The organism is Desulforegulaceae bacterium (assembly GCA_034006035.1).
Lineage (GTDB): Bacteria > Desulfobacterota > Desulfobacteria > Desulfobacterales > JACKCP01 > JACKCP01.
The window spans coordinates 23,655-39,096 of sequence record JAVETN010000014.1 but is presented as its reverse complement, the minus strand read 5'-3'; the positions used below and the strand labels follow the sequence as shown (position 1 = coordinate 39,096).

Sequence of the window (15,442 nt, the reverse complement as noted above, 5' to 3'; positions counted from 1 at the left end):
AACAAAACTAATTTTTTTAATTTTTATGCTCAAAACAAGCCGGCAAATACTCAGGCACTATGTTTTTAAGAACCCTTCTAATTTCTTCGCTTTTTTGGGCATGGGCAAATTGCTTTAACTCATCAATTTTTATTTTTATATCCGAAAACTCACATTCACGGCTTTTTAATACCATAATTTCTCCATGGTCAGTGGGCATTACATTTTCGCCTTCAGTTAAAAGCTCTTCATAAAGTTTTTCACCGGGCCTTAGACCAACATACTCAATTTTTATATCTACATCAGGTTCAAATCCAGAAAAGCGGATAAGGTCTCTTGCCATTTCATCAATTTTAACAGGTTCTCCCATATCAAGAACAAAAATTTCTCCACCTGAACCCATGGCTCCTGCCTGAAGAATAAGCTGGCAAGCTTCTGGAATAAGCATGAAATATCTAATTATATCAGGATGAGTTATGGTAACAGGTCCTCCATAACCTATCTGCTTTTTAAAAAGGGGAATCACACTGCCCACACTACCGATTACATTTCCAAATCTTACAGTGATAAAACTGGTGGTTGAATTTGAATTTCTATTTTTATTTTGAACAATAATTTCGCAGATTCTTTTGGAAGCACCCATTACATTGGCTGGATTCACTGCCTTGTCTGTTGAAACAAAAACAAATTTTTCACAATTAAATTCACTTGCCATGTCCACCAGCTTCATTGTACCAGAAATATTATTACTAACTGCTTTCCATGGATAACTTTCAAGCATGGGAACATGTTTATAGGCTGCGGCATGAAAAACTATTTCTGGTTTTCTAAGTGAAAAAACTTTGTACAAATCGTCTTTTTCCTGGATATCTCCAAGAAAAGGAATAATTTTTATACCTGGAAACAAATTTTTAAGTTCAAGATCAATTTCATATAAAGGGCTTTCAGCTCTTTCAAACAAAATAAGTTCTTTTGGTTTATACTTTAAAATCTGAGCACACAACCCGCTTCCTATTGACCCTCCAGCTCCTGTAACAAGGATGATTTTACCGCCTAGATAATCTCCAATACTTTCATTATCCAGCTTTACAGGTTTTCGTCCAAGAAGGTCTCGATATTCAACATCTCTTATGGATTTTAAGGAAACATTGCCTGTTATAAGCTCTCCAAGACCTGGAACTATTTTATACCGGGCAGTTGTTTTTTTGCAAAGATCTACTATTCTTCTAATCTGGGCGGCTGTAGCAGTGGGAATGGTGATTATTATTTCTTCAACTCCTGCAGTATCAACATATTTTTTTATTTTATCACTGGCTCCAAGAACTGGAAGCCCGTGGATTTTTTTACCTTTCTTTTTAGGACTGTCGTCAAGAAAACCTATAACCTTGTAATCAAGGCTGGTGTTATCTCTTATTTCTCTATATATTTTCTCTCCACAATCACCTGCACCTATTATAATTGTATTTTTAAATTTTTTTCTTTGATTTTTTAACTCGAAAAACTGCTTTAAAAATCCAGTGCCGGTTTTGTATTCACCAAGATAACCCAAGAAAAACCTGACTGAAGCCCTTGAACCAGAAATTAAAATAATAGTAAGACACCAGTCTATGAAAAAAACAGACCTTGAAATCCCTTCAAACTTTGTTTTAAATAAAACAAGAGCAATAAAAACAAGGGATGAAACAGTTGAGGCTTTTAAAATATTTATAAGATCTCTTGTGCTTGTGTATCTCCACATTCCTTTGTAAAGATCAAAAAAATAAAAAACAACAGCCTTTATTAAAATCGAAACAGGAAGCATCCATAAAAAGGATTCAACCACATTTTCACTAAGTCCGTAATCATAGCGAATTTTAAAAGCTGAATAAAGAGACAGGCCAAAAAGGATTAAATCTGTAAATAAAACTATTAAATAATTTCGATAAGACTTTAACATTTTAAAATTCCTAGTTTAGCAATCCGACCTGATATCTAGCTATTCAAACTCAAGAAAAATCTAAATCAAAAATTTCTTTCTTTTGAGATCGCCTCATAAGCCTCTTGAATTTCTCGAAATTTTTCATGGGCCAGCTCAACAAACTCATCGGGAAGACCTTTGGCTATTATTTTATCAGGATGATACTCACTTACAAGTTTTCTATATTGTTTTTTAATTTGTGAATTGTCGTCTGAAGATGAAGAGTTTAAAACCGAATAATAATGAGTTGAAGCAGTTGTTGTATATCTTGATCTTATAGAACTGAACTTGGAATCTGAAAAACCAAACATTTTTGAGGTAGTTTCTATAAGTCTTTCCTCTTCAGAAACCACAGATCCATCACTTGAGGCAACCCTGAAAAGAACATCAATCATAAGTTCAAGGATTTGCTCTTGATCTTTAAAGGATTGATAAAATTGTTTTGCAAAAGACTCAAAAGATTCCTGGGAATTGCGTGCTGCTCTAAATATATTGATTGCTGCCTGCTGGCTTACAGGATCTAACCTTAAATCCTTTACCATAAAATCTTTAACAGCTTGAATTTCATTTTCTGTTATTTGACCATCTGCCCTGGCAATTTTTGCAAGCATTGAAAAAGCAGCAACAAAAAAGGTCATTTCCTTTTGTTGACGGCCGCCTGACTGGTAAAAACCTTGTGTTTGGCTTCCGCCTTCCAGATATCTTTGTTCAGATTTGTCGAATTTATGACCCAGGGCAGCACCTAAAATAGCTCCCAAAGGACCGCCCAAACCAAGACCTATTGTTCCCCCAATAAGCTTTCCAATCCAACCCATCTTAATTGTACTCCTGAAATTTATCTGCTTGAATCAAAGATTTCACGTCTTTGCAAAAAATTAAAAAAGAATCAAATATCCAACTAATCTAGTCCAATCATTAATTAACAGCCGTTATAAACCAATAAATATTCCTATTCAAGATCTAAATTAAACTCCAAAATTAAATCTTTGGGTAAATTGAATAAAAAACAATCGGTCTTAGAAAATAAACTTTTATAGAATAAAAGATTCTCAATTTAGCCTTCTAAGTTTTTATCCGATAAATCCAAGGCTTTATCCCGATTAAATAGACTGATAATCCTATGGATTTTATTTAAAGGAGAGATTAAAATAAAAAAATTATTTAATTTAAAAACCAGTCAGGTGGAAAAATGGCAGAAGAAAAAAGATCTTATCCAAGAAAACCCTATTTTATCCCCATTGATTATATTGATAGAAATAGGATTTACAGGGAGTATATTGTTGATATAAACCCAAGCGGAGTTTTCATAAAAACAGACAATTCTGTACCGGTTGGAAATGAAATAAGCCTTACCCTTCCCTTCCCCTCTCAAAATCAGCTAACAATTTCAGGAATAGTTATAAGAAACACTTCCCAGGGAATTGCCGTAAGATTTCATAAAAAAGATATTGATTTGATTTCAAAAATTGAATCCCTGGTGGAAAAAATTGAGGCAGCAGCCCAAAATGATGAATGGGGGTAAAAAACTTACCCCCTGATAAAATTACAAATCAAATCCGTATTTCTTAAGAAAAGCAACTCCGCCCTGAACACTTACATTTTTCTCATAACCAAGCTCATTTAAATTAATCTGGGCTTCATAAGATCTTACCCCTGTATTACATACAAGAACAATTTCTTTATCTTTGGGCACTTCTTCTATTCTTTTTTTCAATTCATCCTGGGGAATGCTTTTCCAGAAAGCCGGATATTTTTCAACATAGGGTCTTGCATCTTTTTCTGCACGACAGTCAATCAAGGCAACTTCACCTGATTTGATTTTTTCCCAATATTTTTCAAACTCTTTACTTCCTATGGGCCTGAACTGCTCATTTAAAAGATTGTCTGCCACGTTTCCAAGGGCGTTGATAATGTCCATGGCAGAAGCAAAAGGCGGAGAATAGGCTATTTCAAGATTACTTACATCATCTATGGTGGCACCCTTATCAAGGATTACTGCAACAGCATTGATCCTTCCAACAGTGGCATCACCATTGGCTCCATAACCCTGAATACCAAGAACTCTTCTTGTACCTCTTTCAACCACAAGTTCAAGATAGATAAGATCTTTTTCTGGATAAAAATGAGCTCTGTCAAGCTGGCAGATCTGAACACTTACTGCGTCAAATCCTGCTTTTAAGGCGTTGTCAAGATTAAGGCCAGCACCGCAAAGACAGCCGTCAAAAATTTTTACAACAAAACTTCCAACCCCGCCCTTAAATTGGCTGTTTGAGCCTGTTATATTTGAACCTATAACTCTTCCCTGCCTGTTTGCCATTGAACCCAGAGGGAAATATCCCCATTGACCTGAAACAAGATTTTTAATTGCAACACAATCACCCCCTGAATAAATATCAGGATCTGAAGTTTCAAGCCTGTCATTTACCAAAATTGCATCAAAAGGGCCTGTTGCAAGACCTGCTTTTTTGGCAAGTTCAGAGTTTGGAACAACTCCAGGAGCCATTATCACAAGATCTGTTTCAATCTCTCTTTTATCTGTAACAACTTTTTTTACACTTCCATCACCTTCAAGGGCTGTAACTTTTTCACCAAGATAAAACTTTACTTCATTTTCTTCCATTTCAGTCATGGCAATCTTTGCCATTTCTTTTCCCACAAACCCGGGCATGACCTGGTCGGCAATTTCAATCACGCTTGTTTCAATTCCCCACATATCAGCAAGAGCTTCTGCCATTTCAAGACCTATAAAACCTGCTCCCACAACAACTGCTTTTGAAACTTCACCAGCTGTGATGGCTGATTTTATATCAATGGCGTCCTGAAGTTTTCCCACTCCATAGACATTTTTAAGATCAAGGCCTTTAATTCCAATATCTCTTACCCGGCAACCTGTTCCAAGAACAAGCTTATCATAATCAAGCCAGTCTTCTTTTCCTTTTGATACAATTTTTACTTTTTTACTTTTTCTGTCAATTTCAACAACTTCTGTTCCTGTCATTACCTTGACATCTTTACAATTTGTAAAAAAGTAATCATCCCTTACCATATGAAAGCTTGTTTTCATAAGATCAGAAGAATCACTTACATCTCCTGATACATAATATGGAATTCCGCATCCTCCGTAAGAAATGTATTTTTCCCTGTCAATTAGTATAACCTCTGCAGTTGGATCGGTTCTTTTCACCCTGCAGGCTACTTTTGGTCCCAGAGCAACTGCTCCTACAATAACTATCTTTTTGGACATCTTCCCTCCATTATTTAAATTTACAAAATTTATGTTTTTAGGCAGGATTTCTTTTACGACTTTTAAACCCAGCTAGAATAATCAAACAAATTTTAATCTATTTGTCATCATAAAAGATTTAAGTCCCAATTAAGCTTTGAACTTTTCCTTCTTTCAGACAATACCTCTTTTGGAACATCTTCCTTTATTTCTACAAACAAGGAATATCCAGCCTTTTTAAGCTGAGTTTTAAATTCTGTAAGATCTATTTCCCAGGAAGGATAAATCCAATAAAGAGAATCATATTTTCTTGCAAATCCTCCCTCTTTTTTAGGGCTGAAAAAAAGATCTTCAACCTTGAGTTCATCAGCCTTTACAGCAGAGATTGCATAAGGAAAATAACCCTTGGTTATTATACCCAAAGGAAGGTTTGAATTTAAAGGCATGGAAAGGAATTCCTCTTTGCTAAGCTCAGGACTTACAATTGCTCCTTTAAACCCGTTTTTCAACATAACTTCGGCTGCAAGGGTATTTGTCAGGTTGGAAAACGGTCCTCCCCAGACATTTAAATCCCTGATCTTTTTAAAAAGCCCTGCCTGCCACAAACCATTTGCAACAAAATTTCTTCCGCCTTTTTCTATGATTAAATCTATTGCATCAATATAGATCTGTTCTTTTTCAGGCCAGATAAAAGGGGGAATCCAAAACCATTGTCCAGGAGAAAACGGCTTTTTGTTTAATGGCAGATTTTCAATAAACTGCTCATCTATCCAAAAACCTCCTGGAATGGAAAGATTTCCCTTTTTTGAACATCTTTTAACAAAGGTTTCTTTGGGATAAATTTTTCTTTTATCTTTTTTTACAGGTTTTCCAGGCATTGAAAAAGAAACCGGAGAAGTTTTGCTTACTTCAATTTCATCATATTCAGCTTTTAAGGAATTTATAGCTTTTATTAATTCCTCTTCTTTTCTATCAATTAAAAAAACAGGAGTTTTTGAAGGGGGGATTTTTTTAAAATCACTTGCCCTGAATACAAACTTTCCTCCCTTTGGAAGGGAAAGGGGAATGTAAATAACGCTATGAAAAGCATCTCCTTCATAACCAACCCTGACTTTATCTCCCCTTAAAAGAGGTTCTCTTGGATTAAGAAAAAAACTATTGGAATCTCTTGAAATTCGTCCCAAAAATTTACCAGAACCTGTTTCACTTTTTTCACCGGCAGGATTATAGGGCCTCTGGGGCAAAAAATTATAATGAGTCATTGGTCTTCCAAGGGCTTCATCAAAAATTTTGACTGCATCTTTTTTTTCTTTTGCAGTCATTGGCTGATCCCTTAAACTTTTATATCCCCAAACAGTGTAATAAACATAATGGGGAGTTTTTTTCCTTCCCTCAATTTTCCAGGTTTTTACAGCAGGCACTTCCTGCAAAACCTTTACAAGGACATCAATTCCAAGATCCATACATGAAAAAAAACTGTTTTTATCTGAGCCTTGGGAGTAAAGCCTTCTGCAGGGCTGAACACATCTTCCCCTTAACCCGCTTCTTCCTCCCATGAAACTGCTCCAATAGCATCTTCCCGAAATTGCGTAACAAAGGGAACCATGGATAAAGACTTCAAGATCCACCCCAGATTTTTTGTCTGCCATGAGTTTTATCTGATCTATTGAAAATTCCCTGGGCAAAACCACCCTTGAAATTTTATTTTTTTGTGCAATTTTTAAGCCTGAAGGCAAAGACAAGGCCGAAAGAGTTGAAAGATGGAGCTCACTTCTTATTCCAACTTCATTTGCAATTGCTATAATTGCAGGATCATTGATTATTAAGGCATCTGGCTTTACATAGCGTTTTACCCTGACAAGCATTCTTCCAACCTTGGGAATTTCAGAGTCTTTTAGGACTGAATTTATTGCAAGATAAAGCTTTACATCTTTTTTTCTGGCAAGTTGGGAAAGTTTTGAAAGCTCTTCTATGGAAAAATTATCTGCTTCCATTCTTGCTGAAAAATTTTTTAAGGAACAATAGATTGCGTCAGCTCCTGCAGCAATGGCTGCAAAAAATGACTCCATGTTTCCGGCTGGAGCTAAAATCTCCGGTTTGTGTTCCTGTTTTCTTCTAATCATTTGTTTCCTCACTTGCGGTAAATATTGATTAAGTGTTATATCCAAACTTTAAATACTAATTAAAGAGAGTCTTTATGGATAGCAAAAAATTTGGAAATAAAAAGGTTTATAATAAAAACAAAAGAAACGATAATATAAAATTTGGCAAAAACAAAAGGTTTTCAAAGAAAAGCACTTCAGGTCCTTCAAAACTCAAGCCGGGTTCAGACAAAAAATTAAAAGAGGTTTTCAAAAGAATAGGGGTTCCTGGGCCAACAGAATTTAAGGCAGACAGGTTTCAGCAGGAAGCAATAGATCTTGTTCCAATTGAAGACTGTATTGTTACAGCACCAACAGGTGCCGGAAAAACCTGGATTGCTGAAGTTGCCATGGAAAAAATTTTCAAGTCCGGGGGAAAATCCTGGTATGCATCTCCTTTAAAAGCCCTTACAAACACTTTGTATAAAGTTTTTTCTCAAAAATTCGGGGAAGAAAATGTTGGAATTTTAACCGGGGATAGAAAAGAACTTCCTGATGCTCCAATTATAATAGGTACTACAGAAATACTTAGAAACCACCTTTACGATGCAATGCATGAAGGCCGGGACATTGATACAGACTATGTAATAATGGACGAGGCCCATTATCTTGGAGATGAAGACAGGGGTGTTGTTTGGGAAGAGGTTTTAATTTATCTTCCTGTAAGAACTCCTGTTTTGCTTTTATCAGCTACAATTGAAAATACAGACCAAATTGCAGGATGGATGGAATCCATAAGAAAAAGGGAATGTAAGGTCATTAAAGCCCAAAAAAGGCCTGTTGAACTCTACCCTCTTTTTATTCATCCTTCAGGAACACTTTTTCCTTTTTTTGAAACTTTGAAAGAGAAAGGAAGGCCTCCTGTAACAAGAATTTATAAAAAGGTGAGAAAATATATTTCAAATCCCCAAAGACCGCTTTTATCTTTGCCAGGAAGACTGCCTCCCATGGGGGATCTCATAAAGATTTTTGACAAATACAATCTTCTTCCCTCAATATTTTTCCTTAAATCAAGGGCGGATTGTGACAACTCAGTTGAGATCTGCGGAAGAAACCGTCTTACAACTACAAAAGAACAAAGAGAAAAAATAATAGAAAAACTTGATTATATGGTGGAAAAACATCCCCATATAAAAAATCACCCACAAATTAAGCATGTTATAAACTCCGGAGTTGCTGCACATCACAGTGGTCATCTTCCCCCGTGGAAGGAAACAGTTGAAGAACTTATGACAGAAGGACTTTTAAATGCTGTTTTTGCAACTTCTACTGTGGCCGCAGGGGTAAATTTCCCAGCAAGAAGTGTGGTGCTTTCAAACTCAGACAAATTCAATGGAGTTGAGTTTCTTCCCCTTACCCCCACAGAACTTCACCAAATGACAGGCCGTGCGGGAAGAAGAGGAATGGACAATATTGGATTTGTGATTTCACTTCCCGGCAAATTTATGGACTTTAAGCTTCTTGGAAAACTTTTCTTTCAAAGTCCTGGACCTGTGTTGAGCAAACTTAAAATAAATTTTTCAATGGTATTAAACCTTCTTTTATCCCATTCCCCTCACCAGATTGAGATCTTAATTGAAAGATCCCTTGCTTCATATCAGATAAAAGAATCTGTTGAATTAAAAAAAGATTTTAGAAAAAGAATGGAATTTTTAAAAAAGACAGGATATGTGAATGAAAACGAAAGCCTTACCTCTGATGGTGAATGGGCTTCCCAGCTTAGAATAGATTATCCTCTTATAGTTGCAGAAGGTTTTAGAAAAGAGCTTTTCCCAAAATCCCCTGTTCTGCTTGCTTCAATTATTTCATGCTTTGTAACAGACAGGGAATATAAAGACGACTTTCTTTTCCATAGAAGCATTCCAAAATCCTTGAGAAAAGAATATATAAAAATAAAAAAAGAGATGGAATCTTTTTTTACAGATCTTCAGGATAATGGATTTAACGTTCCCAAACTCTATCTTACTCCTGCTGTGTTGACATATCACTGGGCAATGGGAGTTCCCTGGGAGGATGTGAGCAGATTAAGTGAAATTGCTGAAGGTGATCTTGTAAGACTGTTTCTTAGGACAGCTGACAATTTAAGACATATAAAAAATCTTACAAAGGTATTTCCTGAAGAAGCTGCTGGAGCAGCAGAAGCTATTGAACTGATTTTAAGGGAACCTGTTATAACAGATTAAAACAACAATTTTTGAAAGAATAAGTTTAGTATGGGTAAAAAAATAGAAGAAGAAATAAAAAAAAGAAGAACTTTTGGAATAATAAGTCATCCTGATGCTGGTAAAACTACACTTACTGAAAAACTCCTTTTATTTGGAGGTGCCATTGAACAGGCAGGGGCAATCAAGGCAAGAAAATCAGAAAGACATGCAACAAGCGACTGGATGGCAGTTGAACAGCAAAGAGGAATTTCTGTAACCACTTCTGTAATGAAATTTAATTACAATGATTATGAAATAAACCTTCTTGACACCCCTGGTCATAAAGATTTTTCAGAAGATACATACAGGGTTTTAACAGCAGTTGACTCCGCACTTATGATAATTGACAGCGGCAGCGGTGTTGAACCCCAGACTGAGAAACTAATGGAAGTGTGCAGAATGAGAAACACTCCCATAATCACATTTATAAACAAGCTTGACCGGGTTGGACTTGAGCCTTTAGATCTTCTTTCTGAAATTGAAGATAAACTCCAGATAGAATGCACTCCCCTTTCCTGGCCAATCGGGATGGGAAAAGAATTTAAAGGAGTATACAATCTTGTGGACAAATCAATCCTTCTTTTCCGTGCAGGACAGGATAAACGCCCTGAAGATGTGATTGGATTTGACTCAATTTCAGACAAAAAACTTGATGAGATTCTAGGCTCTCAGGCTGACAGGTTAAGGGATGATGTTGAACTTATAGAAGGAGCTGCTGATCCTTTTGATCTTGAACTTTTTTTAAAAGGAACCCAGACCCCTGTGTTTTTTGGATCAGCCTTAAACAACTTCGGAGTTCAAGAAATTCTTGACGCTCTTACCAAATATGCCCCTCCTCCTTATCCAAGGGAAACCTATACAAGATTTGTAAAACCCAATGAAGAGGATTTTACAAGTTTTGCTTTTAAAATTCAGGCAAATATGGATCCCCAGCACAGGGATAGAATTGCTTTTATGAGGGTATGTTCAGGAAAATTTACCAAAGGAATGAAGGTTATTCACCATAGAATCGGAAAAGAAATAACCCTGGCCAATGCAATAACTTTCATGGCAAGAGAAAGAAGCCATGTTGAAGAAGCCTGGCCCGGTGATATCATTGGTATCCACAACCATGGAACAATAAAAATTGGTGATACTTTCTCCCTTAAAGAACCCCTTAAGTTTAAAGGAATTCCAAACTTTGCACCTGAACTTTTTAAAAGAGTTGTCTTAAAAAATCCCCTAAAAGCAAAACAGCTTAATAAAGGGCTTATCCAACTTTCAGAAGAAGGTGCAATTCAGTTTTTCAAACCATTAATTGGAAATGATATAATTCTTGGAGCTGTTGGAGAACTTCAGTTTGATGTAACAATAGGAAGGCTTAAAGCCGAATACAATGTTGATGCTGTTTATGAGCATGTTAATTATTCAGTGGCCCGCTGGGTTGAATTTGAAAATGAAAAAGAAGCCAAAGAATTTGAAAGAAAAAATCAAAGCAATTTGGCCTTAGATTCCGAAGGATATAAAACATTTCTTACAACTTCAGAATGGCAGCTTGGATTTATAAAAGAAAAATGGCCAAAGGTTAAATTTCTTAAAACAAGAGAACATGATTGATGTTTAAGCTCAGCTCTTTTTATTCAATCTGGGTTTAAGCTTAAAAAACAGCCCTTAAAAGCTGCTCAATTCAGATAAATTTTTTATTTTGCCTTTAAAAGATTTAACCCACTCTTATTATATGATACTTTAGTTGTTTTTAACAAAATTATTTTATTGGTGTGAGGCTAAAATGACAAGCACAGGATATAGAGAAATACCTTATAATTATACTTCAGCAGATGATGAACAAATTGTATCAAGAATCCTTGGAGAAGATACCTGGCAGATCCTTGAAGGGTTAAGAGCCCAAAGAGTTACAGGAAAATCAGCCAGGCTTCTTATGAGATTTATCGGAGATATGTTCATTCTTAAAAGAAATCCCTTTGTTTTTCAGGAGCTGATTGACTCTTCAAAAAGAAGAAAAGAATATTTTAAAAAAAGCGGAGATGAACTTTCATTAATTGAGGCTGCAGCTTTAAATGATGATGTTTTTCCTGTTGTAAAAAAATGCAGAAAAGTTCTTGAAGATCTTAAACAAGAAATAAACCAAGTTAATAAAAAAAGAAAAAAAGCTTTAAAAGTTCTTGGTGAAATTGTCAAAAAAGAAAATGTATATTTTGACCCTTTCACTTTAAACAGTCATGCCACAGATGCAACGGACTGGAGAATGTGTCTTCCCTGGGCTGTTGTCCGCCCCTATCACGAAGATCAGGTACCAAAACTTTTAAAAGCAGTTGAAGAACTTGGAATGCATGTAATCCCAAGAGGAGCAGGCACAGGTCTTACAGGAGGCGCAGTTCCTCTCAATGAAACCTGTATAATGATTAACACTGAAAAGCTTGCAAGAATAAACGGGATAGAACAAAGAGAATTTGAAGGCGATAACGGCGAAAAAAAACAAATGTCTGTTTTAAAAGCAGACGCTGGAGTTATCACAGACCAGGCCATGAAGTATGCCCAGGAACATGACCTTGTTTTTGCAACTGATCCCACAAGCTCCTGGGCCTGTACTCTTGGCGGAAATATAAGTGAAAACGCAGGCGGTAAAAAAGCTGTTCTATGGGGGACCTGTATAGACAATGTATTGGACTTTAAGGTTGCTATGCCAGGAGGTTATTTTCTTTTTGTGGAAAGAACAGACCATAGGATGAGAAAAATAATCCATGAGGACATAGTAACTTTTAAAGTTACCAATCTTTCAACAAACAAGTCAGAAGAAATTAAACTTCTTGGAAGTGAAATAAGAAAGCCAGGACTTTGGAAAGATGTTACAAACAAAACTCTTAGCGGAGTTCCAGGCCTTCAAAAAGAAGGATGCGACGGAATAATAACTTCTGCTTCTTTTATTCTTTATGAAGACTATAAATTCAAATCAACCTGCTGTCTTGAATTTTTCGGTGAAAGCATGGATGAAGCAAGTCTTGTAATTTCAGAGCTTTCAAAATCTTTTGAGGACAGAACAAAAGAAACCTTAATGGCTTTAGAACACTTTGATGACGAATATATAAAAGCCATTAATTACAAGGTTAAAGCCCCAAAAACTGAAATTCCAAAGGCAGTTCTTTTAATAGATCTTGTTGGGAATACTCCCAAAGAACTTGAAGCTGGAAAACAAAAATTTTACGAGCTGCTCAAAAACTATAAAAACACAGAAATCTTTTTTGCAGCAGATGAAAAAGAAGCTGATAGATTCTGGGCCGACAGAAAAAAATTCGGAGCTATTGCAGCTAGAACAAATGCTTTTAAACTCAATGAAGATGTGGTTCTTCCCATAAGTTCACTTGCTGATTTTGCAAGATATGTTGATGAATACAATAGAAATGAAAACAGGCACAGCCAAAAGCAGGTGGTAACCACTCTTTCAGGTTATATAAAAAGCCTTCAGACAAAGCTTGAAAACAGGGAATGGATGGATTCAAAGTTTCCTGAGCTTGAAAAAATTGCCGGTAAAACAATTGAAAACATTGACAAAGCATCAAACAAAGACCTTGAAAATGAAAAATTTCTTTCAGAATTTATGGAAAAACTTTTTAAACTTTTTACCGGGGACAGTGAAATAAGAGATTCCATTGAAAAAGTTAAAAAAGAAACAAGAGACAAACAAATTACAATTGCAACCCATATGCACGCAGGGGATGGAAACAATCATGTAAATATCCCTGTATTTTCAAATGATGTTGAAATGATGGCAAGAGCCCATAAAACTGCCGATGATATAATGGAAAAAACTGTTTCTCTTGGCGGTGTTGTCAGCGGTGAGCATGGAATTGGAATTACAAAAATCAAGCATATGGATAAGGAAGAAATTAAAAGGCTGGATGAATACAGAAAGAAAATAGACCCAAAAGGCATAATGAATCCAAAAAAACTTTCTGATCAATCTATAGACAAAAAAGTTTTTACCCCTTCATTTAATCTCCTTGGGCTTGAAGCTTCAATTTTACAATATGGTTCGCTTAAAACCCTTGCTGAAAAAATTTCAACTTGTGTCAGGTGCTGTAAATGCAAACCTGTATGCTGTGTTTTTTATCCTTACAAAAATATGTTTTATCATCCCAGGAATAAAAACCTTGCAATTGCGGCAATAATTGAAGCTATCTTATACGATGCCCAAAGAACCCACACAGGCTCTAAATTCAATGTTTTAAGTTATCTTGAAGAAATAGCTGATTATTGTACAATTTGTCATAAATGTCAGCCTCCCTGCCCTGTAGATATTGACACAGGCGAAGTTACAATACTTGAAAGAGAAATCCTTTCATCTTTAAAATACAAACATACTCCAATTGGAACCAGGGCTGTTTTGAAATATTTAAAATCAAGTAATCAGCCTTTGAACAAAATTTTTAAAAACCTTGTTTTAAAACCAGGGGTAAAAGTTCAAAATTTTGCAAAAAAAGGGCTGGATTATATTGAAGGTAAACTGCCTGTCAAAATTAAAAACTTTGAAATTGACCCGCTTAACAATGAATTTATAAAAAGCAGAAAAACATATTTAATGCTTCAATCATCTGCAACCGGCCCTTCAAAGGAAACAATCAGAGATTATCTGCCGTCCTGCTCTGACAACCAGGCTGTGATTGTAAATCCTCCTGTAAAAACTGATTCCAGCGTTTTTTATTTCCCGGGATGCGGCTCTGAAAGACTTTTTGGCACAATTTCAATGGCTTCTTTATATATTCTTTTGAAATCAGGAAAAAGGGTAATTCTTCCACCGCCTTATCTTTGCTGTGGATTCCCTATTAAGATTAATGCAAAAACCCTTGATTTCAGTGATATTAAATTAAGAAATACCATTGTTTTCAACCAGATAAATGAAATGCTCAAATATCTTAATATTGATTCCTGTGTTGTAAGTTGCGGAACCTGTATGGAAACTTTGAAAAAAACTGAGGTTGAAAAAATATTTGATACAAAAATCAAAGATGTAAGCCTTTATGCCCTGGATAATGGACTAAAAGATATTAATCTTCCCAGGGGTATTTATCATAAACCCTGCCATGATTCCGCTGAGGACAACGCCCTTGGAGCCTTAAATAAAATAAGTGATGGCAAAACCATGATGACAGATTCATGCTGTTCAGAAGCAGGCACAATGTCAATTTCAAGGCCTGATATTACAAACTCAATGCTTATAAAAAAGAAACATGACCTTTTGTATCTTAAAAGCAATTTTTCTGAAAACAAAGAGCCTAGAGTTTATACAAATTGCCCTTCCTGTATTCAGGGTTTATCCAGAAATAAAGACAATGGATTTGAGCCTGTTCACCTTGCTGAAGCAATTGCAGAAGAAATTGGAGGAAAAGACTGGAAAGAGTCTTTGAAGCAAATGTGTAAATCTGCAGAAACAGTTAATTTTTAAAAAAACTTATGGTGAGGTTTCATTAAAGAAACCTCACTTAAAATCTTTTACTTTCTAGAAATTTAACTCCATTCCAATTAACCTGTTGACACTGCTCATCTTAAACTTTAACCTTTATTAATTACCCCAACTTTTAACAAAGAAACTAAAATGAAAAAATTAGTTATTGTAAATTTTTTAATTGGTATTTTAATTCTTGCTTTAATTTCAGGATGCACCAAAGGAAAAAAAACTGAGATGAGATACCATTCAATTCTTGCCAGCGGTGAACTAATTGATATTTCATTTTATTTATATTTTAACAACCAAACTGACGTTGAAAAAGTCCTTGAAAAAAAGGATAAATTTATCCACGCCCTTAATTTAATGTTTAATTCATACAAAAAACATCAACTTTCAGAAGCCAGAATAAACAGTGTTTTAAAAAATACAGGAAATATGGTATTTGACAATTCGGTAAAAGATGTTGAGTTAAAATCAATCAAATACAGGAACTGA

General features: G+C 35.5%; 9 protein-coding genes. 5 read left to right on the top strand and 4 right to left on the bottom strand.

Going from position 1 to position 15,442, the window contains the following annotated elements; translation table 11 throughout:
* Positions 1-16 precede the first annotated feature (16 nt).
* Positions 17-1,915, bottom strand: a complete 1,899-nt coding sequence (locus tag RBR53_10270) for a nucleoside-diphosphate sugar epimerase/dehydratase (protein MDY0133039.1) — start codon at positions 1,913-1,915, stop codon at positions 17-19.
* 65 nt (positions 1,916-1,980) lie between these two features.
* Positions 1,981-2,751 (bottom strand): TerB family tellurite resistance protein, encoded by a 771-nt coding sequence (locus RBR53_10265; protein MDY0133038.1) that lies wholly within the window; start codon positions 2,749-2,751, stop codon positions 1,981-1,983.
* Positions 2,752-3,125: 374 nt separating this feature from the next.
* Here RBR53_10265 and RBR53_10260 point away from each other — a divergent pair, with 374 nt between their 5' ends.
* On the top strand, positions 3,126-3,458 hold the full coding sequence (locus RBR53_10260; protein MDY0133037.1) for a PilZ domain-containing protein: 333 nt from the start codon (positions 3,126-3,128) through the stop codon (positions 3,456-3,458).
* Between the two features lie 21 nt (positions 3,459-3,479).
* Here the strand turns inward: RBR53_10260 and RBR53_10255 are convergent, their stop codons facing one another.
* Positions 3,480-5,180, bottom strand: a complete 1,701-nt coding sequence (locus RBR53_10255) for an FAD-dependent oxidoreductase (GenBank protein MDY0133036.1) — start codon at positions 5,178-5,180, stop codon at positions 3,480-3,482.
* 107 nt (positions 5,181-5,287) lie between these two features.
* Positions 5,288-7,282, bottom strand: a complete 1,995-nt coding sequence (locus tag RBR53_10250; GenBank protein MDY0133035.1) for a U32 family peptidase — start codon at positions 7,280-7,282, stop codon at positions 5,288-5,290.
* Positions 7,283-7,356: 74 nt separating this feature from the next.
* Between RBR53_10250 and RBR53_10245 the strand changes: the two genes are divergently transcribed.
* From RBR53_10245 to RBR53_10230, 4 genes are all read left to right on the top strand, one after another.
* Complete coding sequence (locus RBR53_10245) at positions 7,357-9,483, top strand: DEAD/DEAH box helicase (protein ID MDY0133034.1); 2,127 nt, start codon at positions 7,357-7,359, stop codon at positions 9,481-9,483.
* A gap of 30 nt (positions 9,484-9,513) precedes the next feature.
* Entirely contained in the window at positions 9,514-11,100 is a 1,587-nt protein-coding gene (locus RBR53_10240; protein MDY0133033.1) for a peptide chain release factor 3, read from the top strand.
* Between the two features lie 172 nt (positions 11,101-11,272).
* On the top strand, positions 11,273-14,944 hold the full coding sequence (locus RBR53_10235) for a DUF3683 domain-containing protein (GenBank protein MDY0133032.1): 3,672 nt from the start codon (positions 11,273-11,275) through the stop codon (positions 14,942-14,944).
* A gap of 150 nt (positions 14,945-15,094) precedes the next feature.
* Positions 15,095-15,442, top strand: a complete 348-nt coding sequence (locus RBR53_10230) for a hypothetical protein (GenBank protein ID MDY0133031.1) — start codon at positions 15,095-15,097, stop codon at positions 15,440-15,442.

What these genes read in the sequence shown, in the direction of transcription:
- RBR53_10260 (MDY0133037.1), top strand. Translation starts at nt 3,126, where the DNA reads ATGGCAGAAGAAAAAAGATCTTATCCAAGAAAACCCTATTTTATCCCC.
- RBR53_10270 (MDY0133039.1), bottom strand. Translation starts at nt 1,915, where the DNA reads ATGTTAAAGTCTTATCGAAATTATTTAATAGTTTTATTTACAGATTTA.
- RBR53_10245 (MDY0133034.1), top strand. Translation starts at nt 7,357, where the DNA reads ATGGATAGCAAAAAATTTGGAAATAAAAAGGTTTATAATAAAAACAAA.
- RBR53_10255 (MDY0133036.1), bottom strand. Translation starts at nt 5,180, where the DNA reads ATGTCCAAAAAGATAGTTATTGTAGGAGCAGTTGCTCTGGGACCAAAA.
- RBR53_10265 (MDY0133038.1), bottom strand. Translation starts at nt 2,751, where the DNA reads ATGGGTTGGATTGGAAAGCTTATTGGGGGAACAATAGGTCTTGGTTTG.
- RBR53_10230 (MDY0133031.1), top strand. Translation starts at nt 15,095, where the DNA reads ATGAAAAAATTAGTTATTGTAAATTTTTTAATTGGTATTTTAATTCTT.
- RBR53_10240 (MDY0133033.1), top strand. Translation starts at nt 9,514, where the DNA reads ATGGGTAAAAAAATAGAAGAAGAAATAAAAAAAAGAAGAACTTTTGGA.
- RBR53_10235 (MDY0133032.1), top strand. Translation starts at nt 11,273, where the DNA reads ATGACAAGCACAGGATATAGAGAAATACCTTATAATTATACTTCAGCA.
- RBR53_10250 (MDY0133035.1), bottom strand. Translation starts at nt 7,282, where the DNA reads ATGATTAGAAGAAAACAGGAACACAAACCGGAGATTTTAGCTCCAGCC.